Source organism: Streptomyces sp. S3(2020), from assembly GCF_013044505.1.
GTDB lineage: Bacteria > Actinomycetota > Actinomycetes > Streptomycetales > Streptomycetaceae > Streptomyces.
Genome location: NZ_JABERD010000145.1, coordinates 1 through 24,089 on the forward strand (window position 1 = coordinate 1; position 24,089 = coordinate 24,089).

Sequence of the window (24,089 nt, forward strand, 5' to 3'; positions counted from 1 at the left end):
ACCCGCCCCACCCCTTGCTCAAGTTCGCCTCGCGCCCGCCTCGAATGCCGCTTGAGGCGGTGTCGAGGCAGGGATCGCGGGCCGTCATGCGGCGCATGATGCAAGCACAACGCACTGGGGAGGCGGCCGAGTTGAGTCTGGACGCACGTGTTGTGAAGAGGAGCGGCGGCCACGGGCACGCCGTGGTGATCGGCTCCAGTTTCGCCGGGCTGACCGCGGCGCGGGCGCTGGCGGGATTCATGGACCGGGTCACCGTGATCGAACGCGACTGGCTGCCCCGCGGCCCCGGCCGCCGCCGCGGTGTGCCGCAGGCACGGCACACCCACAGCCTCATGACCGCCGCCCATCAGGGCCTGGAGCAGCTGTTCCCCGGCATCCGCCGGGACCTCGTGCGCGCCGGAGCGGTTCACATCCGTATGCCCGAGGACATGCTGCTGCTCGGCCCGGCCGGCTGGTTGCCCCGCGTCCCGACGGACCTGTCGATGCTCAGCGCCGGCCGTGACCTCCTCGACGCGGTGATACGCGACCGGCTGCGCGCCGACCCCAAGGTGACCTTCCTCCAGGAGAACGAGGTCGTCGCCCTGGAGCCCGGCCCCCAGGACACCGTCACCGGCGTCTGGGCGCGCGGCCGCAACCGCAGGGAGTCCGACGGCTGGAACCCCGAACGTCTCATCCCGGCCGAGTTCGTGGTGGACGCCTCCGGCCGCGGCTCCCAGGCCCCCGAGTGGCTCGCCGAACTCGGCTACGAACCGCCCGCGGAATCCGTGGCCGACTCCGGGACGTCGTACGCCACCACCCTGTACGCGCCGCCCGTCGGCCATGTCGCCGACTTCAAGAGCCTGTTCCTCATGGCCGCGCCCGACGATCCGCGCCAGGCCGTGCTCAACCCCGTGGAGGGCGGCCGCTGGTCGGTGACGATCGCCGTCGGCGACGGCACTCTCGCGCCCACCGACCACGCGGAACTGCTGCGCGCCGCCGGCGCCCTGCGCCACCCGCTGCTGCGCGACCTCATCGAGACGGCCACCCCGCTGGGCCCCGTCTACACCCGAGGCCGTACCGACCACCGTCTGCGCCACTACGACAAGCTGCGCCGCTGGCCCGACCAGTTCCTCGTCGTCGGCGACGCCCTCGCCGCCGTCGACCCGGTGCACGGCCACGGTATGACGCTCGCCGTGGAGTGCGCCCTGGTCCTGGACCGGCTGCTCACCGCCCACGGCACCGCCGTCGGCATCAGCCACCGGTTGCGCCGCGCCCTGGCCCACCAGGTCGCCCCCGCCTGGCAGTCGGGCACCCGCCCCCCGCAGGCGGCGCCCGGCCTGCGGTCCCGGCTCGGCAGGCGGTACGCGTCCCGCGTCGCGGCCGCCGCGACCGCCGACCCGCACGCGGCGGCGCTCCTGCTCCATCAGCACCAGAGCCTCGACCCGCCCGCCGCTCTGCGGCCGCGCGCCCTGCGGGCCGCCCTGCGCCCCCGGAGCGAACCGGCCCCCACGGCACCGCCCAGCCTCACCCACGGCCCCCAGGCACGACGGCGCCGGCCCACCGCGCCGACGGCACCCGCCATCGGCGTCTCCACCGGCTCCGCTACCCGGCCCCGGCCCACCGGCTCCTCGGCCCACTGGCCGGCCGCCGCACCGGCCGGGGAGCGGCGACGACCGTGAGCAGGCCGTATGCCCGGACCGCGCCGCTTTTCGGCCGTGTGGCGCGTAATACGCCGTCGCGGCCGAAATCGCACGGACATACGCTCGAGGCCATGACAGGGGTGGACCAACTGACCGACAGCGGAGCCCACTTGTGTTCCGACGTCCCACAACTCACTCAAGAAACAGTTGAGTTCAGACTTGAGTATCGCTTGAGCGCGGTTGTTCCGTTCGCCGACGCGTGGATAGCGTTTCAACCGCTCCAGGGCACCGGCCGGCTTGCGCCGCGGCAGGCCACCTTGCCTGTGACAGTCGAGCGGCGAGGGGAGGGCGCGCGGGTATGAGCACGACCGAAAGGGCGCCGCACAGTGCGCGCACCGCACCACCCAAGGGCGTGCGCGTCGCCGACTGGGCGGACGGGCGACTCGGGATCTACAACCTCCGGTTTCTGGTCCGCAAGGCCTTTCCCGACCACTGGACGTTCATGTTCGGTGAGATCGCGCTCTACAGCTTCATCATCCTGATCCTCACCGGCATCTGGCTCACCATGTTCTTCGACCCGAGCATGTCGGAGGCCGCCTACCACGGGTCGCACGTACCGCTCCAGGGCATCCCGATGTCCCGGGCCTACGAGTCCACCCTGCGCATCACCTTCGATGTGCGCGGCGGTCTGTTCATCCGGCAGCTGCACCACTGGTCGGCGCTGGTCATGATCGCCACGCTCTGCATCCACATGCTGCGGCACTTCCTCACCGGATCGTTCCGCAGGCCGCGTGAGATCAACTGGCTGATCGGCTTCGTGCTCTTGGTCGTGGTCACTCTGGAGGGCTTCATCGGGTACTCGCTCCCCGACGACCTGCTCTCCGGCACCGGCCTGCGCATCGCCGAGGGCGTCACCCTCGCCATCCCGGTGGTCGGCACCTATCTGACGCTGTTCCTGTTCGGCGGCGAGTATCCGGGCACCGATGTCATTCCACGGTTCTACAGCATCCACATCCTGCTGATGCCGGGCATCATCCTGGCCCTGGTCACCGTCCACCTGATCCTGGTCGTGGTCCACAAACACACCCAGTTCCGTGGCCCCGGGCGCACCGAGAACAACGTCGTCGGCCATCCTCTGATGCCGATCTACACGGCCAAGGCCGGCGGGTTCTTCTTCCTCGTCTTCGGCGTCCTCGCGCTGATGGCGGGCATCGCCCAGGTCAACCCCGTGTGGACCTACGGCCCCTACCGCGCCGACCAGATCTCCCAGGGCTCCCAGCCCGACTGGTACATGGGCTTCCTGGAGGGAGCTCTGCGCGCCATGCCCGCCTGGGAGTTCGTCCTGCCGGGCGGCTACACCGTCAACATGGGCGTCCTGCTGCCGGCGGTCATCCTGCCCACCATCATGATGGCCGTGGTCGCCCTGTGGCCGTTCCTGGAGGCCTGGGTCACCGGCGACAAGCGCGAGCACCACCTCCTGGACCGGCCCCGTGAACGCCCCACCCGTACCGCGTTCGCCATCGCCTTCGTCTCGTTCTACCTGGTGCTGTTCTTCGGCGGCGCCAACGACGTCCTGGCCGAACGCTTCCATCTCTCCCTGAACTCGATCACCTATGCCGTACGCGTCGGAGTGTTCGTCGTCCCGGTGGTGACGTACATCGTCACCAAACGGATCTGCCTCGGGCTTCAGCTGCGCGACCGCGACAAGCTCCTGCACGGCCGCGAGACCGGAAGGATCAAGCGGCTGCCGCACGGCGAGTTCGTCGAGGTCCACGCCCGGATCGACCGGGTGCAGGAATACACCCTGCTGTCCCGGGACATTCCCGAGGTCCTCCCGGCGCCCGCGACCCACGACGACGACGGCGTGCCGAACCCGAACGCCCGCAAGCAGATGCTGCGTCACCGGGTCAGCCGCTGGCTGCACGGCCCGCAGATCCCGCACCCGACCCCGCAGGAGATGCAGCACGCCGTGGAACACCTCGGCCACTCACCGGCCGCGCTCCCCTCGGCCAACGGGCACGCCTCCTCCAACGGACACGCCTCGTCCAACGGACACGCGACAACCGGCGGTCAGGCCGCGGTCGAGGGGCGGGAGTCGGACCAGGAAGTGCACTGACCCGGCGGCGCCAGACACAGCACGGCACCGCACAGCACAGCGCCACACAGCACCACACCGCACCGCACCGGGCCGGATACGACGGCGCGGGTGATCAGGGGACGATCACCCGCGCCGTCGTCGTTCCACCGCCGGCCGGCCACCCCGCCCGGCGGCCTCGCCGGAACATCCACGGAGGCCCGATGAACCGCACGTCATGGCGCCGGGACGGCCCCCCGGCCGAGTCCATCACCCGGGCCCGCACCGGACTGAGCGAGGACCTGAGGGGCCGCCAGCGCCGGTACGTGGCCGCCATGCTGGTGCGCAGCGCCTGCGTGGTCCTGATGGCCCTCACCTGGAACCGCTGGCCCGTCGTCGCCGTCTGCGCCCTGGTCGCCGGGGTCGTCATCCCCTACGTCGCCGTGGTCGTCGCCCAGGCGGGGTGGCGCCAGCAGCGGGGCGTACGGCCCGAGTTGGCGCGTCCGGTCGATGAGTCCGAGACCCGGGTGGTGCTCGAACCCACCCTGATCCTGCCGCCGGAATAGCGTTCACTCTCATTCCATTGCAATGAATGAACGGCGCTCGTTGCATTAACTTTGACGACCACTGCAACGATTTCCCTGCTCTCACCTGGGCTTATGGTGATGATGCGCAACAAGCTTGTTGCCTGATCTGTGAATGCAACGTAGCTTTTCGTGCATCGGAAACAACGAGTCACAGGAGAGCATGATGCAGAAGTTCACCACCCCCACCGCCGTCACCGCCGTCCTCGACATCCCCGCCGGCCGTATCCAGCTGATCGCCGCCGACCGCTCCGACACCACGGTCGAGGTCCGGCCCGCCGGCCCCTCCAGGAGCCGGGACGTCAAGGCGGCCGAGCAGACCGAAGTCACCTACACCGACGGCGTCCTGCGCATCCAGGCCCCCGAGGCGAAGAGCCAGCTCCTCGGCCCCTCCGGCTCCGTCGAGATCACCGTCCAGCTGCCCGCCGGCTCCCACGTCGAGGTGACGTCGGCCTGCGGCGAGGTACGGGGCGTCGGACGGTTCGGCGAGGTCACCGTCGACAGCGCGCAGGGCCCGGTCAAGTTCGACGAGACCACGAGCGCCCGTCTGACCCTCCAGGCCGGCGACATCACGGTCGGCCGCCTGAGCGGGGACGCGGAACTCAGCACCCAGAAGGGCGACCTGACCATCACCGAGGCCGTGCGCGGCACCGTCACCCTGCGCACCGAACAGGGCGACGTCACCATCGGCGCCGCCCGCGGCACCTCCGCCACCCTCGACGCCGGCACCTCCTACGGCCGCGTCGCCAACACCCTCCAGAACACCGGCACCGCCACCCTGGCGGTCCGGGCCACCACCGCCCACGGCGACATCACGGCCCGCAGCCTCTGACCACCACCACCATCACCACCACCGTCACTACCGCCAGCGAGACCCGCCCCATGACAAAGGCGGCGTGCACCGACCGGTCGTCGGTGCACGCCGCCTCGTTCGTGTGCGGCCGTGGGGCGTTCAGTGCTTCGGCGTCTCCATCGGCCGGTTCTGCCAGGGACGGCACACGCCCAGGAAGCAGGCCATCGCGGCCAGCGCGCTGCCCAGCTGGACCGCGGCCATCGGCACCGCCGTCTCCTTGCCCGCGATCCCGACGAGCGAGGACGCGATCGCGCCCATGACGAAGCACGACGTACCGACCAGCGCGGAAGCCGAACCCGCGGCGTGCGGGGTGCGCATCAGGGCCAGCGCGTTGGTGTTCGGCAGGATCAGGCCCAGCGAGGAGATCATCACGAACAGACAGGCCGCGATCTGCACCGTCCCCGGGTCACCGAAGACGCCCTGGGTCACCATCAGCAGCGTGAACCCGCCGGCGGCCAGCAGCGCGAGCCCGTACCCGAGGACCGTGTCCAGCCGGACCCGGCCCACCAGGACCTTGCCGTTGATCTGGCCGGTGACCAGCAGACCGAGCGAGTTGAGGCCGAACAGCAGCGAGAAGGTCTGCGGGGACGCCCCGTAGATGTCCTGGATGACGAACGGCGAGGCGGCGATGTACGAGAACAGCGCCCCGTACGCGAAGCCGTTCGTCATCAGATACCCGGTGAAGACCCGGTCGATGAACAGCCCCCGCATGATCCACATCGCCCCGCGCACTCCACCGCGCTGGCGCCGCTCGGGCGGCAGGGTCTCCGGCAGCCGGCGCCACACCAGCACCGTGAGCGCGATACCGATCGCGGTGAGGACGACGAAGATGCCCCGCCAGTTGGTGAAGTGCAGGACCTGTCCGCCGATCACGGGCGCGATGATCGGGGCCGCGCTGGATATCAGCAGCAGCGTCGAGAAGAACCGGGCCATGGCCAGACCGTCGTAGAGATCGCGCACGACGGCCCTGGCGATGACGATGCCGGCCGATCCCGCGAGTCCCTGGAGCACCCGGAAGGCGATCAGCAGCTCGACGTTGGGGGCCAGCGCGCACATCGCGGCGGCGACGACGTACACCATCAGCCCGGCCAGCAGCGGCCCGCGCCGCCCCCACCGGTCGCTCATCGGGCCGACCACGAGCTGCCCGACGGCCATACCGATCAGGCAGGCGGTGAGCGTCAGCTGGACCGTCGAGGCGGACGCGCCCAGGCTGTGGGTGACCTCCGGCAGCGCCGGAAGGTACATGTCCATCGACATCGGCGGCACCGCGGCGAGGGCACCGAGGAGGAACGTGACCAGGAGCCCGGTCCAGCGCACCGACCTGTCCGTGCCGGCCGGGTCCCGTCTGCCCTTCGCCGGGGACCGCGCCCCCGGGAATCGCCTGCCTTTGGCGGTGGCTTCCTCGGCTTGCTGAGACATGCGCCCTCCGCGTCCAGTTCGTTTCGTGGCCAAAGCCGATGCTCGCAGCAGACCACTACAGAACCGGCAGCGTGTGGGTGGCGTCTGAGGCCAGGCGATACCGCGACAAGGCCGTTGATCTGCCCGGGTCGAGACTCGTCAGTGCGCTGCTCGAGTTTCCCTCGGAACGGCTCGGATGACTTTGGGGCGGCCTTGGCGCGGGGAGTTCGGCCGTGTCACTATTCCTGCACGCCTTCCCTGCCCAAAATCGTTTCGAGGGCAGTGAATTGAGCGAGTGTCCACCGGTTCTGTACCGGTGAGACCGCGTCCGTGCCAGGTCGGCACCGGTTTCCTCACACACCCGATTCCCGCGCGCCGCGGTGTTTTCTCCCGTGCGCTGCGCTCGCTCCGGAAGCTGTGCGCAGATTCTTCACGTACAGAAGGCAGACTCTAGAGAAAGTAGAACCCAGATATGCCCAGGCTATGCAAGCCCGCGGTGAGCGCGCCGGAACACGTCATCACCATCGAAGAGACTCTCGAGTTCGCCGCGAAAGCCCATGCGGGAAAGCCGCAGCTTCCTCTGGCGCTCCGGCTGATCCGGAACACCGGGGTGCTGAAGCGGCATATCGTCCAGCCCATCGAGCAGACCCTGGGGCACCCGGGCCTGACCGAGCGCAACCGCATCTACGAGGCCGAGTCCCGCAGGCTCACCCCGCCGGTCATCGAGGAGGCCCTGCGCAACGCCGACGTGGCGGCCCGTGACATCGACGCCATCATCTACGTGTCGTGCACCGGCTTCAGCATGCCCTCGCTGACCGCCTGGCTGATCAACCGGCTCGGCTTCCGCTCCGACACCCGCCAGATACCCATCGCCCAGCTCGGCTGCGCGGCGGGCGGCGCGGCGGTCAACCGCGCCCACGACTTCTGCCTGGCCCACCCCGGCAGCAACGTCCTGATCGTCTCCTGCGAGCTGTGCTCGCTGTGCTACCAGCCCGACGCGGACGACATCGGCTCGCTGCTGTCCGACGGGCTGTTCGGCGACGCGGTCGCGGCCGCCGTGGTCCGCGGCAACGGCGGAGTCGGCATCGAGCTGGAGCGCAACGCCTCCTACCTCATCCCGAACACCGAGGACTGGATCTCCTACGCCGTCAAGGACACCGGCTTCCACTTCCAGCTGGACCGCCGGGTGCCCGGCACGATGGAGCCGCTCGCGCCGGTGCTGCGCGAGTTCGCCAAGGACCACAGCTGGGACGCCGGCAAGCTCGACTTCTACATCGTCCACGCCGGCGGACCGCGCATCCTCGACGACCTCGCCAAGTTCCTGGAGGTCGACCGCACGGTGTTCCGCCACAGCTGGTCCACCCTCACCGAGTACGGCAACATCGCCAGCGCCGTCGTCTTCGACGCGGCCCGCAGGCTGTTCGAGGAGGACACCCCGGTCCAGGACGCCACCGGCCTGATCGCGGGCTTCGGTCCCGGGATCACCGCCGAGATGGCGCTGGGCCGCTGGAGCGTGGACGCCCCCGCAGACCTGGACTGAGTCCCACGCGGTGCACCGGAATCCTCGCTCAAGTGAAATTCTGCGCGGACAAAGGAAGCTGACCCCATGACTGGCCTCATCCTCCCGCCCGGGCAGGGGCGAAAGCTGATCACCAAGACACAGGAAGTGACCTTCAAGGCCACGCAGGAGCACGGCTCCGCCATATCGATCTTCGAGGTGGTCGTACCGCCCGGATTCGATGTCGGAGCACATGTCCACAGCGAGTCACAGGAGTTCTTCTACGTCCTGGAAGGGGAGCTTCAGCTCCTGGCATTCGAGCCGACCCGGCGCACCGAAAAGGACTGGCACGAATGGGAGTCGCCCGACGGGGACAAGGCCGTCCAAGCCACCGAGGGTGCCTTCATGTTCGTACCCCCCGGAACTCCGCACGCCTTCAGGAACGCCTCCGGTAAACCGGTGCGCATGCTGTTCCAGTGCTACCCCTCACCCATTCACGAGCTGTACTTCGAGGAGATCGCGGAGATCTGGGCGACCGGGGGAATCGACCCCGCAGCCATCGAAGAGATGCGTAAGCGCTACGACGTCAGCCAGATCACGCCGCAGCGCTACGACCCGCCTGTCCTTCTCGATCCCCACTCCTCCGAACCGCGCGGAGCGTAAACAGAGATGAGCGACATCGACAAGATCCCCCTGGTCTTCGCAAGCCTCGGGGAGCAGGAACTGGCCGCCGTCGCCGAGGTGTTCGCCTCGGGCTGGGCGGCCGGCCAGGGACCCAAGGGCCAGGCCCTGGAGGCCCAGCTGAAGGAACGTTACGGGGCCGGTGACGCGGTCGCGGTGAGCAACTGCGGCGCCGCCCTGCACCTGGCGATGCTCGCGTTCGGCGTCAAGCCGGGCGACGAGGTCATCGTCGCCGACTACACGTTCCCCGCCCCCGCCCACGCGGTGCGCTACGTCGGCGGGACCCCCGTCTTCGCCGACGTCCGCGCCGACACCGGCACCGTGGACCCCCAGTCGGTGGCGGACCTCGTCACCCCCCGGACCGTCGGCATCATCGCCGTCGACACCGTCGGCCTGCCCGCGGACTACACGGAACTCCAGGCCATCGCCGACCGGCACGGGCTGTTCCTCGTCGAGGACGCCGCCTGCGCGGTCGGCGCGACCTACCAGGGACGCGAGGCGGGCGCACTGGCCGAGGTGGCCTGCCTGTCCTTCCACGGACGCAAGGGCGCCACCAGCGGCGAAGGCGGCGCCTTCATCGCCACCGACCCGGCCATCGGCGCGAAGGCACGCCAGCTCTCCGCCTTCGGCATCGGCAGCATCTTCGACATGGGCCAGGTCATCGGCCTGCCGATCCCCGAGTTCACCGAGATCGGCTACAACTTCAAGCTCTCCGACATCGCCGCGGCGATCCTGACGGTCCAGCTCGGCCGTATCGAGGAGCTGCTGGCACGCCGACGCGCCGTCGCCGCCCGCTACGCCGAACTCCTCGCCGACGAGGAGCTGCTGACGCTGCCGCACGTACCGGCCGACCGCACCCACGCCTGGCAGTCCTACCTGGTGACGCTGGACGCGAGCGTCGACCGCGGCGCCGTCGCCACCGAACTGCGCGCCCAGGGCATCGGCACCCTGCACGGCACCTGGGCCAACCATGTGCAGCCCGCCTTCGACGCGCGGCAGGTGTGCCCGGTCTCGGCGGACCTCTTCCAGCGCAACCTCGGCATACCCATGCACGCCGAGCTGACCATGAGCCAGGTCGAGCGGGTCTGCGAGGTCCTGCGCACCGCGCTGCGCACCCACGCCACGTCCGCCCGGACCCTGAAGGGAGCGGCATGACCAGCAACCAGCCTGCACCGGACGGTGTGATGAGGCTGATCAACGGCTACTGGAACACCGGTGTCATCGGCGCCGCGGCCACCCACTCCCTCTTCACCCACCTGGACAACGGCGCGGGCACGGCCGCCGAGGTGGCCGCCCGCGCCGAGATCTCCGAGCGCGGCGCGCAGAGCCTGCTCGACGGTCTGGTCAGCGTGGAACTGGTGGTGCTCCAGGACGGCCGCTACCGCAACTCCCCCGAGGCGGCGGCCTTCCTCGTCGAGGGCAAGCCCGCCTCCCTGGCCGGCTTCGCCAAGCTCAAGCTCCAGCACACGGGCAGCCTCACCGACCTCCCCGAGGTCGTCCGTATCGGCGGGCCGCTGGCCGGCGGTGAGACCGAGGTGGCCGACAACCCGCACTGGGAGGGCATCGTCCCGGCCATCGCCGCGGTGTCGGTTCCCGCGGCGGACGCCGGAGTCGAGGCGCTCGGCATCGCCGACGCCGGTGAGATCACCATCCTCGACGTGGGCGGCGGCTCGGGCATCTACTCGTCGATCTGGCTGAAGGCCAACCCGGCCGCCCGCGCGGTCCAGCTCGACTGGGAGCCGATCAACGCGATCGCCCGCCGGCTGGTGGGGGAGCAGGGCGTGGGCGACCGCTTCACCACCCTCGACGGTGACTTCCACACCACCGACTTCGGCACCGGGCTGTACGACGTCGCCGTGTACTCCCACATCGCCCACCAGGAGAACGCGGAGAGCAACATCGAGGTCTTCACCCGGCTCCGCAGGGCCCTGAAGCCCGGCGGCGCCCTGGTGGTCGCCGACTACGTCGTCGACGACGACCGCGGCGCTCCGGCGTTCCCGCTGCTCTTCGCCCTGGAGATGCTCCTCAAGAGCAACGAGGGCGGCACCTGGCGGCGCTCGGAGTACCGCGACTGGCTGGTCAAGGCGGGATTCGAGGACGTCTCCTTCCACGCGGCGCCGCCCGCCACGATGGTCATCGCCCGCTAGTGGACGGCCAGTTCGCCGTGGAGACAACGAACGGTGGGGACATGCGGGACGACACCGACCCGGCAGACCTTTCGATCATCGAGGAAGTCTCCCGGCTGGTGGGAGTGGACTGCGCGCCGCGGACGGTCCGGCCGATCCTGTCCGCGTACGGGGACACCCTCGCACGGGCCGTCGTCGCCTTCCGGGTGGCGACGGGGGAGCGCAACTCCGGTGATCTCGACTGCCGTTACACCATGCTCCCGCCCGAGGTGGACCCGTACGCCGTCGCCGTGTCGAACGGGCTGATCGAGGCGACCGACCATCCCGTCGGCAGCCTGCTGGCCGAACTCCACGCGGGATTCCCCATCGGGTTCAGCGGTATCGACTTCGGGGTCGTCGGCGGCTTCAAGAAGACCTGGTCCTTCTTCCCCCTCGACGACCTCAAGCCGCTGTCCGAACTGGTCGCGCTGAAGTCGATGCCGGCCAGTGCGGCCCAGAACCTCGACCTGTTCACCCGCTACGGCGTGGCCGACAAGGTGAGCCTGGTCGGCATCGACTACCGGCACCGCTCGGTGAACCTGTACTTCGGGGCGGCACCCGCCTCCGTCTTCGAGCCCGAGGCGCTCACCTCGCTCCTGGCGGAGGTCGGGCTGCCCGCGCCGAGCGAGCGGCTGCTGCGCTTCGCCACCGGCGCGTTCGGCATCTACGCCACCCTGACCTGGGACTCCCCGAAGGTCCAGCGGATCACCGTCGCCGCCATGACCGACGACCCGCTGTCCCTGCCGGTGACCGTCGAGCCGGACATCGAGGACTTCCTGAAGAACAGCCCGTACCCCACCGACGGCCACCAGTTCGTCTACGCGATCACGGTGGCGCCGGGCGGGGAGTACCACAAGCTCCAGTCGTACTACCGATGGCGATCCCAGGTGGAGACCACCCTGCTGGTGCCCGACAGCCAGTAACGGCACGCCGGCCACCCCCCGCAACCCAGCCGAACCTGTCGAAGGAAACTCTCATGAACATTGCCCTGTGGATCATCGCGGGAGTGCTGGGCGCGGCCGCTCTGGCGGGCGGTGCCCAGAAGCTGGCCCAGCCCAAGGCGAAGCTGGCGGCCGGCGGCTATGGCTGGGTCGACGACTTCAGCGCCGGCGGCGTCAAGACGATCGGTGCCCTGGAGGTGCTGGCCGGGCTGGGCCTGATCCTGCCCGCCGCGCTCGACATCGCGCCGGTCCTGGTGCCGCTCGCCGCGACGGGCCTGGTGCTGCTGATGATCGGCGCCGCCCTCACCCATCTGCGCCGCCACGAGGCCCAGGCGATCGTGGTGAACGTGGTCCTGCTCGCGGTCGCCGCCTTCGTGGCATGGGGCCGCTTCGGCCCCCACTCCTTCTGAGCCCTCCCGGGTCTGTCCCCCGCTTCCCGCACCCAGCCGGCGACCGCCCGCACGTCCACCGCCCACCACAAAGGAGACAGCCCACATGAAGGGCTCTGTGGCCTACCGCTCGATACAGAAACGCGGTCTGCACATCGGCCTGCTGCCCGAAATGGCGGCCGCCGTCAACCCGTCGACCCCGATCAGCCTCGACCACGACCTGGGTGTCCTCCCCGAGGCCGGACGGCGTCTGACGGTGGCCCGGTACGCCGAGTACGTCGACGACCTCGCGGCCCGGCTGTGGGCGGCCGGTGTCCGCACCGACGAACGCGTCGTCATCTACAAGACGGCCAACGCCGACCACTGGATGCTCGCCGCCGCCGTCTCCCGTATCGGCGGCGTCGTCGTGAACCTGTCGCCGGCCCTGGACCCCACGACCGTGAGCGTCCTGCTGGAGCGGGTCGACCGGCCGACCCTGCTCACCGACGGCACCAAACTCGACGTCCTCGCCGACGTGCCCCTCACCGACCTCACCCGACGGGTCATCACCTCGGCCGACCACCGGCCCGGGTCGATCTCGCTGGCCGAACTCGCCGGCAGCCCCCGGGTCAGGCCCGTCGTGCGGCCCATCGACGAGGCCGCCGTCATCACCCACACCTCCGGCACCACCGGCATCCCCAAACTCGTCGTGCACACCCCCCGCACCCAGGGCGTCCGCCTCCTGCCCCAGTGGCGGCTGCTGTCCCTGATGCGCAGGAAGGAGACCGTCGCGATCAACGTGCCCTTCGTGCACTCGCGGATGGTCGCGGCGATGTCCCTGGCCCTGCTGAAGGAGTACCCGGTCCTCCTCATGCGGGAGACCGGCCCCGCCGAGGTCGCCGAACAGTTCCTCGAGCACCGGCCCGCCTTCGTCGAGGCGCTGCCCAACTCCCTGATGGAGTGGGAGGACCTCGCCGACGACCCGCGCGCCCCGTTCGCATCGGTGAAGGTCTTCAGCTCCACCTTCGACGCCATCCACCCCGGCACCATGAGCCGCCTCCTCAAGGCGTCCGAGCGGCGAGGCGCCCTGTTCTTCCAGATCTACGGGCAGAGCGAGGTCGGCCCGGCCGTCGGCCGCGCCTACTTCCGGGGCTCCGCGCACAAGGCCAACGGCCGCTGCGTGGGCTGGGCCATGCCGAACGGCGCCGCGCGGATCCGCGTGGTCAGCCGCGACGGCAACACCCCCTCCGAGACCAGCCCCGGCTCCATCGAGGTCGCCTGGGACGGCATCGCCAAGACCTACTTCGGTGAGCAGGACCGCTACGACACCAACCGCGACGGCCAGTGGTGGCGGACCGGGGACGTCGGCTACCGCACCCGGTTCGGCTGCCTGCACATGCTCGACCGCGAGATCGACATGATCCCCGGCGTGAAGAGCTCCCTGGAGATCGAGGACGTCGTCCTGGGCCGGCTGCACGAACTGACCGAGCTGGTCGTGGTCCAGGGCCCCAACTCCGAGCCGGTACCGGTGATCTGCACCGTCGACGACAAGCCGCTGGACCCGGACCGCTGGCGGGAGGCCGTCGCCGGGTTCCCCCAGCTCGCCGACCCCGTGCGGATCCCGCAGGCCGAACTGCCCAGGACCGCCACGCTCAAGGTGCAGCGCCGCGCGCTGGCCCAGCGGTTCGAGCAGCTCCAGGAGCAGGCGTGAGCGGTGATCAGCACTCCGCCGTGGCTGTGCCGTCAACTCACCAGAAGGGGACCAACGCCGTGACACCGCAAGCGACGCTCGCCCGATTCCGCGAGTACATGGTGGGACCGTCGCGGTTCATGACCCTGCTGTCCGTCTTCGAACTGGGCGTCGTCGACGCCCTGCGCGAGACGCCCGGCCTGACCGCGGCCGAGCTGGGAAAGCAGGCCGGAGCCAAGGCGGACGCCCTCGAACAGCTGCTGTTCCTGCTGGTCAAGGAAGGTTTCGTCGCCTATGACGAGACCTCCGGCGGCTACCGCCTCGACGGCCTCGCCGAGGTCGCCGAGAGCGACCTCGCGCGGGCCCTGGCCTACATGAACCTGATCAAGGTCACCGCGCTCAGACAGCTGTACTACCTCACCGAGTCCGTGCGCACCGGCACGGTCGTCGGCCTCAAGGAGCTCTACGGCTCCGAGGGCACCCTGTACGACGCGGTCGCCGACCACCAGGACCTCAACGACTCCTGGCTCAAGCTGATGAACACGGTCACCGCCAACATCGACCCCTGGTTCTTCGCCAACATCGACGTCCCGGCCGGCTCCCGGGTGCTCGACGTCGCCGGCAACACCGGACTCGGAGCGATCCACACCTACCGGCACAAGGCGTCCGACGGCCTGACCGTGACCACCTTCGACCTGCCCGACAAGGAACCCAGGGCGCTGGCGAACTTCAGAGCCGAAGGCCTCCAGGAACACCTGTCGTTCATCGGCGGCAACGTCTTCGAGGAGATCCCCCAGGGGTTCGACGTCGTCCTGATCAAGCACTTCCTGGACATGTTCGACAAGGACAACGTGCTCAGGATCCTTAAGGGCGTCAACGCCTCGCTGGAGGACGGCGGCCAGATCCACATCCTGGTGCCGGTGTACCCCGAGGACATCACGGAGACCGACAACTACAACGTCGACTTCTTCCCGGCCTTCTTCATCGGCGCCGCCATGGGACAGGGCGGCCCGCAGAAGCTGTCGGTCTACCGGAGCCTGCTGGAGCAGGCCGGGTTCAAGGTGACCCAGGCGGTCACCAAGGACGCCGCCGACATCCCGCCGGACGTCATCCCCGTCCAGGCCATCCTCAGCGCGACGAAGGTCGCCTGACCGCCGCCCACGGCCACTTCGGGCGCGAGCCGGATCACCACCGTTACGGAAAGAGGTCGGTTGCAATGACACCGGAAGCGACGCTGGCGCGGTTCCGCGAGTACATGGTGGGACCGTCGCGGTTCATGACGCTGGTGTCCTGCTTCGAGCTGGGCATCATCGACGCGCTGCGCGAGACGCCCGGCCTGACCGCGGCCGAACTGGGCGAGGTGGCCGGCGCGAAACCGGACGCCGTGGAACAGCTTCTGCTGCTGCTCGTCAAGGAGGGCTTCGTCGCCCACGACGAGGCCTCCGGCGGCTACCGCCTCGACGGTCTCGCGGGCGTCTCCGAGAAGCTCATCGACCAGGCGCTCGCCGATCTGTACATGATCAAGGCGGTCACGCTGCGGCAGCTGTTCTACCTCACCGAGACCGTCCGCGCCGGCGAGGTCGTCGCCCTGAAGGAGCTGTACGGATACGACGGCGACCTCTACGGCGCCCTCGGCGAGCTGCCCGAACTGCGCGAGCCCTGGGCGAGGTTGATGGACACCGTCACCGCCCACGTCGACCCCTGGTTCTTCGCCAACATCGACATCCCGGCCGGGTCCAACGTGCTCGACCTCGCCGGGAACACCGGGCTCGGCGCCGTCGACACCCTCAAGCTGAAGGGCTCGCCCGGACTGCGGGTCACCACCTTCGACCTTCCCGACAAGGAAGCCGAATGCCTGGCGAACTTCCGGGCCCAAGGCGTGGAAGAGACCTGCTCGTTCATCGGCGGAGACGTCTTCGAGGGCGTTCCCCAGGGCTTCGACGTCGTCCTGATCAAGCACTTCCTGCCCATGTTCGACAAGAGCGACGTCCTGCGGATCCTCGACGGCGTCAGCAGGTCGCTGGAAGTCGGCGCACAGGTCCACGTACTGGTGCCGGTGTTTCCCGAGGACATCAAGGACCCCGACAACTACACCGTCGACTTCTACTCCAGCTTCTTCGTCGGCTGCACCATGGGCAAAGGCGGTCCGCAGAAACTCTCGACCTGGCAGAGCTGGCTCGAGGAATCCGGGCTCAAGGTCACCAAGGCGGTCATGGACGACTGGGACAACCTGCCCCCGCACGCCCTCACCGCAGAAGCCGTCCTCTCCGCGACAAAGGTCGCCTGAAACTCCTCGAACCGCAATCGAAGGCTTGAGCCTGGAGGAAGAATGTCCGTGTCAGAAAAAGCGGAAGCCGTCTATTCCGCCATCGAGGAAGCGTCCGGCCTGCTGGACATCGACTTCCCCCGGGACAAGGTCCGCTCGGTCCTGGACGCGTTCGGCGACGGGGTCTCGGAGGAGTCCCTGGTCGTCCTCGCCATGGCCGGCGGTGAACGTCACCGGGGCGACATCGACTACAACTTCACGGTGCCGCTCGAAGCGGGCGACCCGTACGACATAGCCGTACGGGAGGGCTGGATCGAGAAGACCGACCACCCTGTCGCCAACCTGATCCCCGAGATCCTCGCAAGCTCCGCCGTCACCTTCTACGGCATCGAGTGCGGAGTGGTCGGCGGATTCAAGAAGACCTACATCTTCTTCCCGCTCGACGACCTGGGCGACCTTTCGGTGCTCGCCTCGCTCCCGTCCATGCCGAGCAGCCTGGCCGAACACGCCCGCACCTTCTCGGACATCGGCATGGGAAAGCGTGTGTCGATCGTGGGGATCGACTACACCAAGAAAACGGTGAACATCTATTTCATGGCCGGCGGCCTCGACGAGAAGACCGTCCTCTCGGTGCTGAGCGACACCGGGCTGCCGAAGCCGAGCACACCGGAACTGCTGGAATTCGTCCAGAACTCCTTCTCGATCTACCCCACCTTCAGCTGGGACTCCCCGGACATCGACCGGATCTGCTTCTCGGTGGTGAGCCCGAACCCGGAGTCGTACCCGACGACGCTGTTCCCGGAGATCTCGGAGTTCGCGAAGAGCGCCCCGTACGAGTACGACGGTGCGCGCGTCCTCGTCTACGGCGAGACGATCTCGCGCAAGGAGGAGTACCACAAGCTCGCCGTGTACTTCCGCCGCCCGGCCTCGTTCTGGAACAACCTGCCGCTGGCCGCCACGTTCGAACAACTCGTGGCCGCCTGGCGCGCCCAGCAATGACATCAAGCACTTCAAGCAGTTCGAGCAGTTCGAGCAGTTCGAGCAGTTCAAGTAATTCAGGGACATCGAAGGGCATCCGGAGGAGCCATGTCCGAAACCGTTGAGATCGAAGAGCGCAGCGCCGCCGTCGACGCGCTGGGCGGGGTGATCGGCGAGGCCGGCGCGGCCGCCCTGGAGGGCCCGCGCGAGCAGCTCACCGAGAGCGCCCTGCGCGCCGCCTTCGCGCTGTGGGAGGACCCGGAGGTCCGCCCGAAGCTGCTCGGGATCCTCCAGGCCGCCGTCAACAGCGAGGAAGGCGCCGAGCAGATGCGCCGCTTCATCGCCGAACAGCTCTTCGCACAGGCCGGCAAGTCCATCGGCGCCGAGGACCTGGACATCTACCAGATGGCCGAGTTCCTCGGGGTGCCGCCCGTCAACTTCGGCGCGGCGGCCGGGCAGGTCTGGGGCGCCGTCCTGATGCGCTACGTCATCAAGCTGGAGCCGATCGCCTCCATACCGGTCGACGACCTGATCAAGCTGATCAACCCGACGCTCCACCGCTATCTGGGCGCGGCGCAGTGATCTGAGGAGGCGACATGTCCGAAGCCATCGAGGCCCAGGAACGCGGCGTCGCCTGGGACACGCTGGGCGGCGCCCTGGGCGAGGCCGGCGCCGCCGCGCTCGCCGGGTCGCGCGAGCAGCTCGCCGAGGGCCTGCTCCGCGGGGCCTTCGCGCTGTGGGAGGACCCGGAGGTCCGCCCGAAGCTGCTCGGGATCCTGCACGCCGCCGTCAACAGCGAGGAAGGCGCGGAGCGGATGCGCGGCTTCCTCGCCGACCAGCTCTTCGCACAGGCCGGCAGGTCCATCGGCGTCGAAGGGATGGACATCCACCGGGCGGCCGAGACCTTCGGCGTACCGGCCGTCCACATCAACGCGGCGGCCGGGCAGGTCTGGGGCGCCGTCCTGATGCGCCACGTCGTGAAGCTGGAGCCGATCGCGTCGGTGCCGGCCGAGGAACTGATCCAGCTGCTCAAGCCCACGATCCAGCACTACCTGGGCTGACCCTCGCCCGGCCCCGCCGCACCGTGCTCAAGCCCCGCACCCGCACAAGGAGATGTGTCGTGACCACTGAAGTGATCCCCCGGACCGCCCGGGGCCAGGAACCGACCGCCGCGGCGCGGCGTACCGTCGAGGAGCTGCTTCAGCGGGTGCAGGACCGGCTGACGTCCTTCCTCGCGGCCGAGCGCGCCCGTTACGCCGAGGTCGACGAGCGGGCGGTGGTCGCCATCGACGCGCTGTCCGACCTGGTCGAGGCGGGCGGCAAACTCGTCCGCCCCGCCTTCTGCCTCGCCGGCTACCTCGCCGCGGGCGGCGACGCGGAGGACCCCGGGATCGTGGCGGCCGCCGCGGCCCTGGAGCTGCTGCACATCTCCGCCCTGGTCCACGACGACGTCCTGGACGACTCCCGCACCCGGCGCGGCAAGCCCGCCGTCCACCTCCTGCACTCCACACTGCACCGCAGCCGCGGCTGGCAGGGCGAGTCACGCCGCTTCGGCGAGGGCGTCGCCCTCCTCGTCGGCGACCTGGCCCTGGTCTACTCCGACGAGCTGATGTCCCACGCACCGGCGGCGGCCCGCCCCGAATGGCACCACCTGCGCTCCGAAGTGATGATCGGCCAGTACATGGACGTCGCCGCGGCCGCCGAGTTCTCCGTCGACCCGGCACTGTCCCGGCTGATCGCCCTCATCAAGTCCGGCCGCTACACCATCCACCGCCCCCTGGTCGTCGGCGCGAGCGCGGCGGGCTGCGCCGACCTCGCGCCCGCCCTCGCCGAGTACGGCGAGGCGGTCGGCGAGGCGTTCCAGCTCCGCGACGACCTGCTCGACGCGTTCGGCGACTCCGCCCAGACCGGCAAGACAGCCGGCCTCGACTTCAGCCAGCACAAGATGACCCTGCTCCTCGGCTGGGCGATGCAGCGCGACGCACAGATCCACGGCCTCATCACCGAACCCGGCCACACCCCCGACGAGGTACGCGGCCGGCTCCTGGACACCGGCGTCCCCGAGGACGTCGAACGGCACATCGCCGACCTCGTCGACAAGGGCTGCGCGGCCATCGCCGACGCACCCGTCGACCCCGTGTGGCGCGGCGAACTGACCAACATGGCCCTGCGCGTGGCCTACCGGAACAAGTGACCGGCCCAAGGACGACACCTGGAGGAACAATGTCGGGAACCGCGCAGCTGGCGGATGTCTTCGCCGGCGTCGAGGAATCGGCGGGGCTCATCGACGTGGCCTGCTCACGCGAGAAGGTCTGGCCCGTCCTGGAGGCCTACGAGGACGCGTTGCCGCAGGCCATCATCGCCTTCCGGGTGGCGACCAACTCCCGCCACGAAGGGGAGTTCGACTGCCGCTTCACCATGCCCCGGCACATCGACCCCTACCTCCGCGCCCGCGCCCACGGCTTCGTCACCGAGACCGGCCGCCCCGTGGAGTCCCTGCTCGCCGACATCCAGCGGCACTGCCCCATCGACAGCTACGGCATCGACTTCGGGATCGTCGGCGGCTTCCGGAAGATCTGGGTGTACTTCCCCGGCGGCAGCTCCCAGAGCCTCGCCAAGCTCCGCGACCTGCCGTCGATGCCGGCCGCCCTCGCCGACAACTTCGCGTTCTTCGCCGACCGCGGTCTGGCCGAGAAGGTGGACGTCGTCGCGATCGACTACCGCAGCGGCACCGTCAACCTGTACTTCACCGGCTTCCCGGACGACCTGCGCCGGCCGTCGCAGGTACTGGCGATGCACCGCGCCATGGGGATGCCCGACCCCAGCGAGCAGATGCTCCGGTTCTGCGAGAAGTCCTTCGGTTTCTACGCCACGTTGAGCTGGGACTCCCCGAGGATCGAGCGCATCGCCTTCAGCGTGAAGACCCAGGATCCGCTGTCGCTGCCCGCCCGGCTCGGACCGAAGATCGAGCACTTCGTGAAGAGCGTCGCCTACGGCACCGACGACCCGAAGATGGTGTACGCGGCCATGACGTCGTCGGGCGAGGAGTACTACAAGCTCCAGTCGTACTACCGGTTCCGGACGCGCAGCAGGCTGGACCTGATGCCGTCGATCGACCATGCCGCCGACGCCGCGTAGCGCGAGCGGGCCCGCGGAGTTCCGGTTCAGCCGGATGGAGCGCCTCCTGCGGGGCGATGCGGTCCGTACCGTGACGGTGGACGGCACGCCCGCCGAGTTCGTCACGGACGCCGACCTCGTCCACCGCATCCTCGTCAGGGACGGCAAGCACTACGGCAAGGGCGAGCTGTTCCAGAAGGCCAGGATCCTCAGCAAGGCGGGGCTGCTCGCCGAGGACGACGCCCTGCACCGGCACTACCGGCGGCTGGCGCACCCGTATCTGCGCACCGGGGCGGTCCTCGACCACGCCCCGGTCATGGAGAAGGTCGCCCGGGACACGGCGGCCTCCTGGCGTCCCGGCCGGCCCGTCGACGTCCAGGCCGAGATGTGCCGGGCGGCGAGCGGCATCGCGCTGAGCACCCTCTTCGGCGGACTGCCGGGCGAGGTGTCGACGGTGCTCGTCGAGCATCTCGCCGTCCTGGCCCGGGAGATGATCGGGAAGCCGCTGCACGGAAGGGCGGCCCTGCGGCGCCGGCCCGCCCAGCGGCTCGCGAAGGCCTTCGCCGGTTTCCGTTCCCGCCTCGCCGCATGCCTCACCGACCGCATCGACGCACCCGACTCCACGGCGGGCTACCTCGCGGCACTCCTGTCGGACGCCGAGCGCAACGGCACTCCCGCCCTGAGCACCGGCCAGATCTGCGACGAGGCCGTCATGATGCTGACCGCGGCCACCGTCACCACGGCATCGGTGATGTCCTGGGCCCTGTACGTGCTCGCCCGGCACCCCCTGATCGAGGAGCAGGTCCTCAAGGACCTGGCGCGGACGGCGGGTTCGCACGCGGGCACCCCGTCCGGGCACGGGCACGGCCCGCCCGGCTACACCCTGCGCTTCCTGGCGGAGGTCCTGCGCCTCCACCCGCCCGTGTGGATCACCTGCCGCAAGGCCCTCTCCGACGTCACCCTGGGCGAGCGCACGTTCCCCGCGGGCACACACGTGATGTTCAGCTCCTACCTCCTGCACCGGGACCCCGGCCGCTACCCGGACCCGCACCGCTTCGACCCGGACCGCTGGCTCACCATCAGGCCGACCGCGCACGACACCTCCTACATCCCCTTCGGCGCCGGAGCCCGGGGATGCGTCGGAGAGGCGTTCGCCTGGAAGGAACTCGAGATCCTGCTCACCGCGGTCATCCAGGAATGGCGGCTGACCCTCCCGCCCGGCAGCAGGATCCGCACAGCCGCGGACACCACCCTGCACCCACAACGACTCCTGATGACCCCCCGACCGCGATGACCCGCCCCGCCCACGCGCCCGATGCGCCGCCTTCGCACCCCGACCGGCCAAGGAGTGCCGTCATGCCGACCCCGATGACACACATACGGACCGCCGAACTCACCTCCCAGGCCTGGGCCGAGGCCCGTTCCATGGCGGGGGACAAGCCGGATCAGCCGGATCACGGCCGGCGCGCGCCGGGCTGCCTGGCGGCCGCCGCGCTGCGCGCGCACAGCACACTGTCGGCCGGGCTCGGGCACAGCGTCCCGTTCACCGCACTCGGCCCCAGCGGCGCGACGGTACGCGGACTCGCCGCCTTCCTCGCGGTCTACGCCGACCAGGACCGTCACTGAGGACGCGGCCCGACCGGTGCCGTCCCGGAGCCTTGACCTCCGCGGCAGCCGGGCTCGAACCCCCGTGACGCGCACGGGACATGACCCCGCGCCACCCCTAAGGTGGAGCTGCAAGTCGTCCCGCCCGCCTCCCCCCCCCGGAGGCGGGCGGGCGTGCCGGTACCCCGTCCGTCCCGCGGCCCCAGCCCCCCGCTGCGACGTACGCCCGCCGGCCCGATCCGGGCAGGGCTGTATCCGAAGACCTTCCGGCGCGCGGTCGACCCGCCGCCGACCGGGAGACGTGCGACTTCTGTCGGCGGCCCGACGCCCGCTCGGATCCAAGGAGGGGCCCGCATGAGCCGGATCGAAGAGTTCGAGGAGGCGCGGCCCCTGCTGTTCTCGATCGCCCGCCGGATGCTGGGCAGCGCGGGCCGGGCCGAGGACGCGGTGCACCAGGCCTGGCTGCACTACGAGGCCACCCCCGAACAGCCCGCCTCGGCACGCGAGTTCCTCACGGCCGCGGTCACCCGCATCTGCCTCGACGCACTGCGCCGCCCCCGCCCACGACGGGACCGGCACCCCGGGCCGTGGCTGCCCGAACCGTCGCCGGGCGGCAACCCGGCCGAGGCCCCGCCGACGGCCGTGCTGTCGCTGCTGGAGCGGCTGAACCCGCTGGAACGCGCCGTGTTCGTGCTCCGGGAGGTCCTGGGCTGCGGCCCCGCCCAGATCGCCTCCGCCGTGGGCTGCTCGGAAGCGGCCTGCCACCAGCTGACCGCCGCCGTGTCCAGGGCGTGCGACGGTGGCGCCGCAGCCCCGTCCTGGCCGCGTCGCATCGCCGGCGCGGAACACGTCGCCCGGGTCCTCGCCACGATCGTCCCGGCACTGGTCCGGGTCGGCGTCACCCTGGAGCCGCGGCAGGTCGACCACCGCCCCGGCGTGGTCTTCCGCGACCGCAACGGCACGGTTCTCAGCGCCCTCGCCCTCGACATCCTCGACGGGCGGATCCACACCATCCGCTGGGTGCGAGATCCGGACCTGTCCACCGCGGACACCCCCGCCCCGACCTGACCGGACGAGCGACACCCGGCCGGGACCGTAGGACCGGAGAAATAGGAGGAGCCCGCGTGACACGGACCGAGGAGTTCGAGGAACTGCGGCCGCTGCTGTTCGCGATCGCCTACCGCATCCTGGGCAGCGTGAGCGAAGCCGAGGACGCCGTTCAGGAGAGCTGGCTGCGCTGGGACGCCTCCTCGACCGTGCCCAGGTCGGCCAAGGCCTATCTGTCGACCACGGTGACCAGGATCTCGATGGACGTGCTGCGTTCGGCCCGAGTCCGGCGCGAGACCTACGTCGGGCCGTGGCTGCCCGAACCCCTGCTCACCGACTCCTACGAGGACCCGGCCCGCTCCGCGGAGCTCGCCGACTCGCTGTCCACGGCGGCCCTGTTGCTGCTGGAGCGGCTCTCCCCGCTGGAGCGGGCGGTGTTCGTGCTGCGGGAGGTGTTCGCCTTCGGCTTCGAGGAGATCGCGGCCGCGGTGGGGCGTTCGGAGGCGGCGTGCCGCCAGCTCGCGGTGCGGGCGCGGCGCCACATGGACGAGGGCCGGCCCCGCTTCGAGGCCGACCGCAAGGAGTGCGAGGTGCTCGCCGGGCGGTTCTTCGACGCCCTCAAGGAAGGCGACGTCGACAGTCTGCGCAAGCTGCTCGCCGCCGACGTGGAGATGGTCGGCGACGGCGGCGGCAAGGGCCCGCAGCTGGCCAGGACCATCGTCGGCGACGACCACGTGGCCCGGCTGCTCGCCTTCCTGTTCACCACGCTCGCCCGGGTGGACGGCACCCTGGAGGCCCGCGAGCTCAACGGCCAGCCCGGCGCGATCCTCCGCGACCGCGACAGCAAGGTCCTCAACACCTGGACACTGGACATCCTCGACGGCCGTATCCGGACGATCCGCTCGGTGACCAACCCCGACAAGCTCGGCCACCTGGGCCCGGTAGCAGACGCCTGGGCCCTCAACCGCGAGGCCCACCAGTCCCGCCGCACCACCAAGTGACACCCGCTCCTTGCTCCGTCACGCCGCCCGAGCCGTCTGGTGGGTGACCGTGTCCTGGAGGTGGCGGCGGCGTAGTTCGCCGGTGTCGGTGCGGGGAAGGCCGCCGAGGAGGAGCAGTTCGGCGGGGAGGTGAGCGGGTGGGACGCCCTGGGTGGTCAGGTGGGTGCGCAGGTCCAGGAGGGTGGGCGGGGTGCCTTCGTGGTC

General features: G+C 70.0%; 24 protein-coding genes. 22 read left to right on the plus strand and 2 right to left on the minus strand.

What is annotated here, in order from left to right; all coding sequences use genetic code 11:
- Positions 1 to 131 precede the first annotated feature (131 nt).
- The 4 genes from HLK59_RS34080 to HLK59_RS34095 all read left to right on the plus strand — a co-directional run bounded on the left by HLK59_RS34080 (position 132) and on the right by HLK59_RS34095 (position 5,109).
- Complete coding sequence (locus HLK59_RS34080; protein ID WP_171145459.1) at positions 132 to 1,658, plus strand: FAD-dependent monooxygenase; 1,527 nt, start codon at positions 132 to 134, stop codon at positions 1,656 to 1,658.
- A 319-nt stretch (positions 1,659 to 1,977) separates the two neighbouring features.
- Complete coding sequence (locus HLK59_RS34085) at positions 1,978 to 3,735, plus strand: cytochrome bc complex cytochrome b subunit (RefSeq protein ID WP_171145460.1); 1,758 nt, start codon at positions 1,978 to 1,980, stop codon at positions 3,733 to 3,735.
- 182 nt (positions 3,736 to 3,917) lie between these two features.
- Positions 3,918 to 4,259: a DUF3099 domain-containing protein gene (locus HLK59_RS34090; protein WP_171145461.1), complete on the plus strand. Its 342-nt coding sequence runs from the start codon at positions 3,918 to 3,920 to the stop codon at positions 4,257 to 4,259.
- Positions 4,260 to 4,443: 184 nt separating this feature from the next.
- On the plus strand, positions 4,444 to 5,109 hold the full coding sequence (locus tag HLK59_RS34095) for a DUF4097 family beta strand repeat-containing protein (RefSeq protein ID WP_171145477.1): 666 nt from the start codon (positions 4,444 to 4,446) through the stop codon (positions 5,107 to 5,109).
- Positions 5,110 to 5,229: 120 nt separating this feature from the next.
- Here HLK59_RS34095 and HLK59_RS34100 read toward each other — a convergent pair whose 3' ends face one another.
- Complete coding sequence (locus HLK59_RS34100; RefSeq protein WP_171145462.1) at positions 5,230 to 6,549, minus strand: multidrug effflux MFS transporter; 1,320 nt, start codon at positions 6,547 to 6,549, stop codon at positions 5,230 to 5,232.
- Positions 6,550 to 7,000: 451 nt separating this feature from the next.
- Here HLK59_RS34100 and HLK59_RS34105 point away from each other — a divergent pair, with 451 nt between their 5' ends.
- The 18 genes from HLK59_RS34105 (at position 7,001) to HLK59_RS34190 (ending at position 23,885) form a co-directional block, all read left to right on the plus strand.
- Positions 7,001 to 8,068 (plus strand): type III polyketide synthase, encoded by a 1,068-nt coding sequence (locus tag HLK59_RS34105; protein ID WP_171145463.1) that lies wholly within the window; start codon positions 7,001 to 7,003, stop codon positions 8,066 to 8,068.
- Between the two features lie 66 nt (positions 8,069 to 8,134).
- Positions 8,135 to 8,689, plus strand: a complete 555-nt coding sequence (locus HLK59_RS34110; RefSeq protein ID WP_171145464.1) for a cupin domain-containing protein — start codon at positions 8,135 to 8,137, stop codon at positions 8,687 to 8,689.
- Between the two features lie 15 nt (positions 8,690 to 8,704).
- Positions 8,705 to 9,862 (plus strand): DegT/DnrJ/EryC1/StrS family aminotransferase, encoded by a 1,158-nt coding sequence (locus HLK59_RS34115; protein WP_171145478.1) that lies wholly within the window; start codon positions 8,705 to 8,707, stop codon positions 9,860 to 9,862.
- Positions 9,859 to 10,854 (plus strand): class I SAM-dependent methyltransferase, encoded by a 996-nt coding sequence (locus HLK59_RS34120; RefSeq protein ID WP_171145465.1) that lies wholly within the window; start codon positions 9,859 to 9,861, stop codon positions 10,852 to 10,854. The genes HLK59_RS34115 and HLK59_RS34120 overlap by 4 nt, the downstream gene beginning before the upstream one ends.
- Before the next feature lie 41 nt (positions 10,855 to 10,895).
- Positions 10,896 to 11,795, plus strand: coding sequence for an aromatic prenyltransferase (locus HLK59_RS34125; RefSeq protein ID WP_171145466.1), 900 nt, complete (start codon positions 10,896 to 10,898; stop codon positions 11,793 to 11,795).
- A gap of 53 nt (positions 11,796 to 11,848) precedes the next feature.
- Entirely contained in the window at positions 11,849 to 12,223 is a 375-nt protein-coding gene (locus tag HLK59_RS34130; protein ID WP_171145467.1) for a DoxX family protein, read from the plus strand.
- An 85-nt stretch (positions 12,224 to 12,308) separates the two neighbouring features.
- Complete coding sequence (locus HLK59_RS34135; RefSeq protein ID WP_171145468.1) at positions 12,309 to 13,892, plus strand: class I adenylate-forming enzyme family protein; 1,584 nt, start codon at positions 12,309 to 12,311, stop codon at positions 13,890 to 13,892.
- A 59-nt stretch (positions 13,893 to 13,951) separates the two neighbouring features.
- Complete coding sequence (locus HLK59_RS34140) at positions 13,952 to 15,022, plus strand: methyltransferase (protein ID WP_346779869.1); 1,071 nt, start codon at positions 13,952 to 13,954, stop codon at positions 15,020 to 15,022.
- 65 nt (positions 15,023 to 15,087) lie between these two features.
- The gene (locus HLK59_RS34145; RefSeq protein ID WP_240982795.1) at positions 15,088 to 16,158 is read left to right on the plus strand and encodes a methyltransferase; all 1,071 of its coding nucleotides are present in this window, start codon (positions 15,088 to 15,090) and stop codon (positions 16,156 to 16,158) included.
- A gap of 48 nt (positions 16,159 to 16,206) precedes the next feature.
- Entirely contained in the window at positions 16,207 to 17,136 is a 930-nt protein-coding gene (locus HLK59_RS34150) for an aromatic prenyltransferase (protein ID WP_171145469.1), read from the plus strand.
- Positions 17,137 to 17,223: 87 nt separating this feature from the next.
- Complete coding sequence (locus HLK59_RS34155; protein ID WP_171145470.1) at positions 17,224 to 17,697, plus strand: hypothetical protein; 474 nt, start codon at positions 17,224 to 17,226, stop codon at positions 17,695 to 17,697.
- A 14-nt stretch (positions 17,698 to 17,711) separates the two neighbouring features.
- The gene (locus tag HLK59_RS34160; protein WP_171145471.1) at positions 17,712 to 18,176 is read left to right on the plus strand and encodes a hypothetical protein; all 465 of its coding nucleotides are present in this window, start codon (positions 17,712 to 17,714) and stop codon (positions 18,174 to 18,176) included.
- Positions 18,177 to 18,235: 59 nt separating this feature from the next.
- Entirely contained in the window at positions 18,236 to 19,309 is a 1,074-nt protein-coding gene (locus tag HLK59_RS34165; RefSeq protein WP_346779870.1) for a polyprenyl synthetase family protein, read from the plus strand.
- A gap of 29 nt (positions 19,310 to 19,338) precedes the next feature.
- Positions 19,339 to 20,253 carry an aromatic prenyltransferase gene (locus HLK59_RS34170; RefSeq protein ID WP_171145472.1) on the plus strand — a complete coding sequence of 305 codons (915 nt, stop codon included), beginning with the start codon at positions 19,339 to 19,341 and terminating at the stop codon, positions 20,251 to 20,253.
- Positions 20,234 to 21,526 (plus strand): cytochrome P450, encoded by a 1,293-nt coding sequence (locus HLK59_RS34175; RefSeq protein WP_171145473.1) that lies wholly within the window; start codon positions 20,234 to 20,236, stop codon positions 21,524 to 21,526. The genes HLK59_RS34170 and HLK59_RS34175 overlap by 20 nt, the downstream gene beginning before the upstream one ends.
- Before the next feature lie 62 nt (positions 21,527 to 21,588).
- Complete coding sequence (locus HLK59_RS34180) at positions 21,589 to 21,858, plus strand: hypothetical protein (protein WP_171145474.1); 270 nt, start codon at positions 21,589 to 21,591, stop codon at positions 21,856 to 21,858.
- Positions 21,859 to 22,191: 333 nt separating this feature from the next.
- Entirely contained in the window at positions 22,192 to 22,905 is a 714-nt protein-coding gene (locus tag HLK59_RS34185; RefSeq protein ID WP_171145475.1) for a sigma factor-like helix-turn-helix DNA-binding protein, read from the plus strand.
- A 56-nt stretch (positions 22,906 to 22,961) separates the two neighbouring features.
- Positions 22,962 to 23,885: an RNA polymerase sigma-70 factor gene (locus HLK59_RS34190; protein WP_171145476.1), complete on the plus strand. Its 924-nt coding sequence runs from the start codon at positions 22,962 to 22,964 to the stop codon at positions 23,883 to 23,885.
- A gap of 18 nt (positions 23,886 to 23,903) precedes the next feature.
- Here HLK59_RS34190 and HLK59_RS34195 read toward each other — a convergent pair.
- Positions 23,904 to 24,089, minus strand: a 186-nt coding sequence (locus HLK59_RS34195) for a hypothetical protein (RefSeq protein WP_206327940.1), incomplete at its 5' end; no start/stop codon positions are given.

Excerpts from the sequence above, each read along its gene's own strand:
- HLK59_RS34175 (WP_171145473.1), top strand. The coding sequence starts at position 20,234 with ATGCCGCCGACGCCGCGTAGCGCGAGCGGGCCCGCGGAGTTCCGGTTC.
- HLK59_RS34120 (WP_171145465.1), top strand. The coding sequence starts at position 9,859 with ATGACCAGCAACCAGCCTGCACCGGACGGTGTGATGAGGCTGATCAAC.
- HLK59_RS34135 (WP_171145468.1), top strand. The coding sequence starts at position 12,309 with ATGAAGGGCTCTGTGGCCTACCGCTCGATACAGAAACGCGGTCTGCAC.
- HLK59_RS34100 (WP_171145462.1), bottom strand. The coding sequence starts at position 6,549 with ATGTCTCAGCAAGCCGAGGAAGCCACCGCCAAAGGCAGGCGATTCCCG.
- HLK59_RS34105 (WP_171145463.1), top strand. The coding sequence starts at position 7,001 with ATGCCCAGGCTATGCAAGCCCGCGGTGAGCGCGCCGGAACACGTCATC.
- HLK59_RS34085 (WP_171145460.1), top strand. The coding sequence starts at position 1,978 with ATGAGCACGACCGAAAGGGCGCCGCACAGTGCGCGCACCGCACCACCC.
- HLK59_RS34130 (WP_171145467.1), top strand. The coding sequence starts at position 11,849 with ATGAACATTGCCCTGTGGATCATCGCGGGAGTGCTGGGCGCGGCCGCT.
- HLK59_RS34170 (WP_171145472.1), top strand. The coding sequence starts at position 19,339 with ATGTCGGGAACCGCGCAGCTGGCGGATGTCTTCGCCGGCGTCGAGGAA.
- HLK59_RS34095 (WP_171145477.1), top strand. The coding sequence starts at position 4,444 with ATGCAGAAGTTCACCACCCCCACCGCCGTCACCGCCGTCCTCGACATC.
- HLK59_RS34180 (WP_171145474.1), top strand. The coding sequence starts at position 21,589 with ATGCCGACCCCGATGACACACATACGGACCGCCGAACTCACCTCCCAG.
- HLK59_RS34125 (WP_171145466.1), top strand. The coding sequence starts at position 10,896 with ATGCGGGACGACACCGACCCGGCAGACCTTTCGATCATCGAGGAAGTC.
- HLK59_RS34090 (WP_171145461.1), top strand. The coding sequence starts at position 3,918 with ATGAACCGCACGTCATGGCGCCGGGACGGCCCCCCGGCCGAGTCCATC.
- HLK59_RS34160 (WP_171145471.1), top strand. The coding sequence starts at position 17,712 with ATGTCCGAAGCCATCGAGGCCCAGGAACGCGGCGTCGCCTGGGACACG.
- HLK59_RS34155 (WP_171145470.1), top strand. The coding sequence starts at position 17,224 with ATGTCCGAAACCGTTGAGATCGAAGAGCGCAGCGCCGCCGTCGACGCG.
- HLK59_RS34145 (WP_240982795.1), top strand. The coding sequence starts at position 15,088 with ATGACACCGGAAGCGACGCTGGCGCGGTTCCGCGAGTACATGGTGGGA.
- HLK59_RS34110 (WP_171145464.1), top strand. The coding sequence starts at position 8,135 with ATGACTGGCCTCATCCTCCCGCCCGGGCAGGGGCGAAAGCTGATCACC.
- HLK59_RS34185 (WP_171145475.1), top strand. The coding sequence starts at position 22,192 with ATGAGCCGGATCGAAGAGTTCGAGGAGGCGCGGCCCCTGCTGTTCTCG.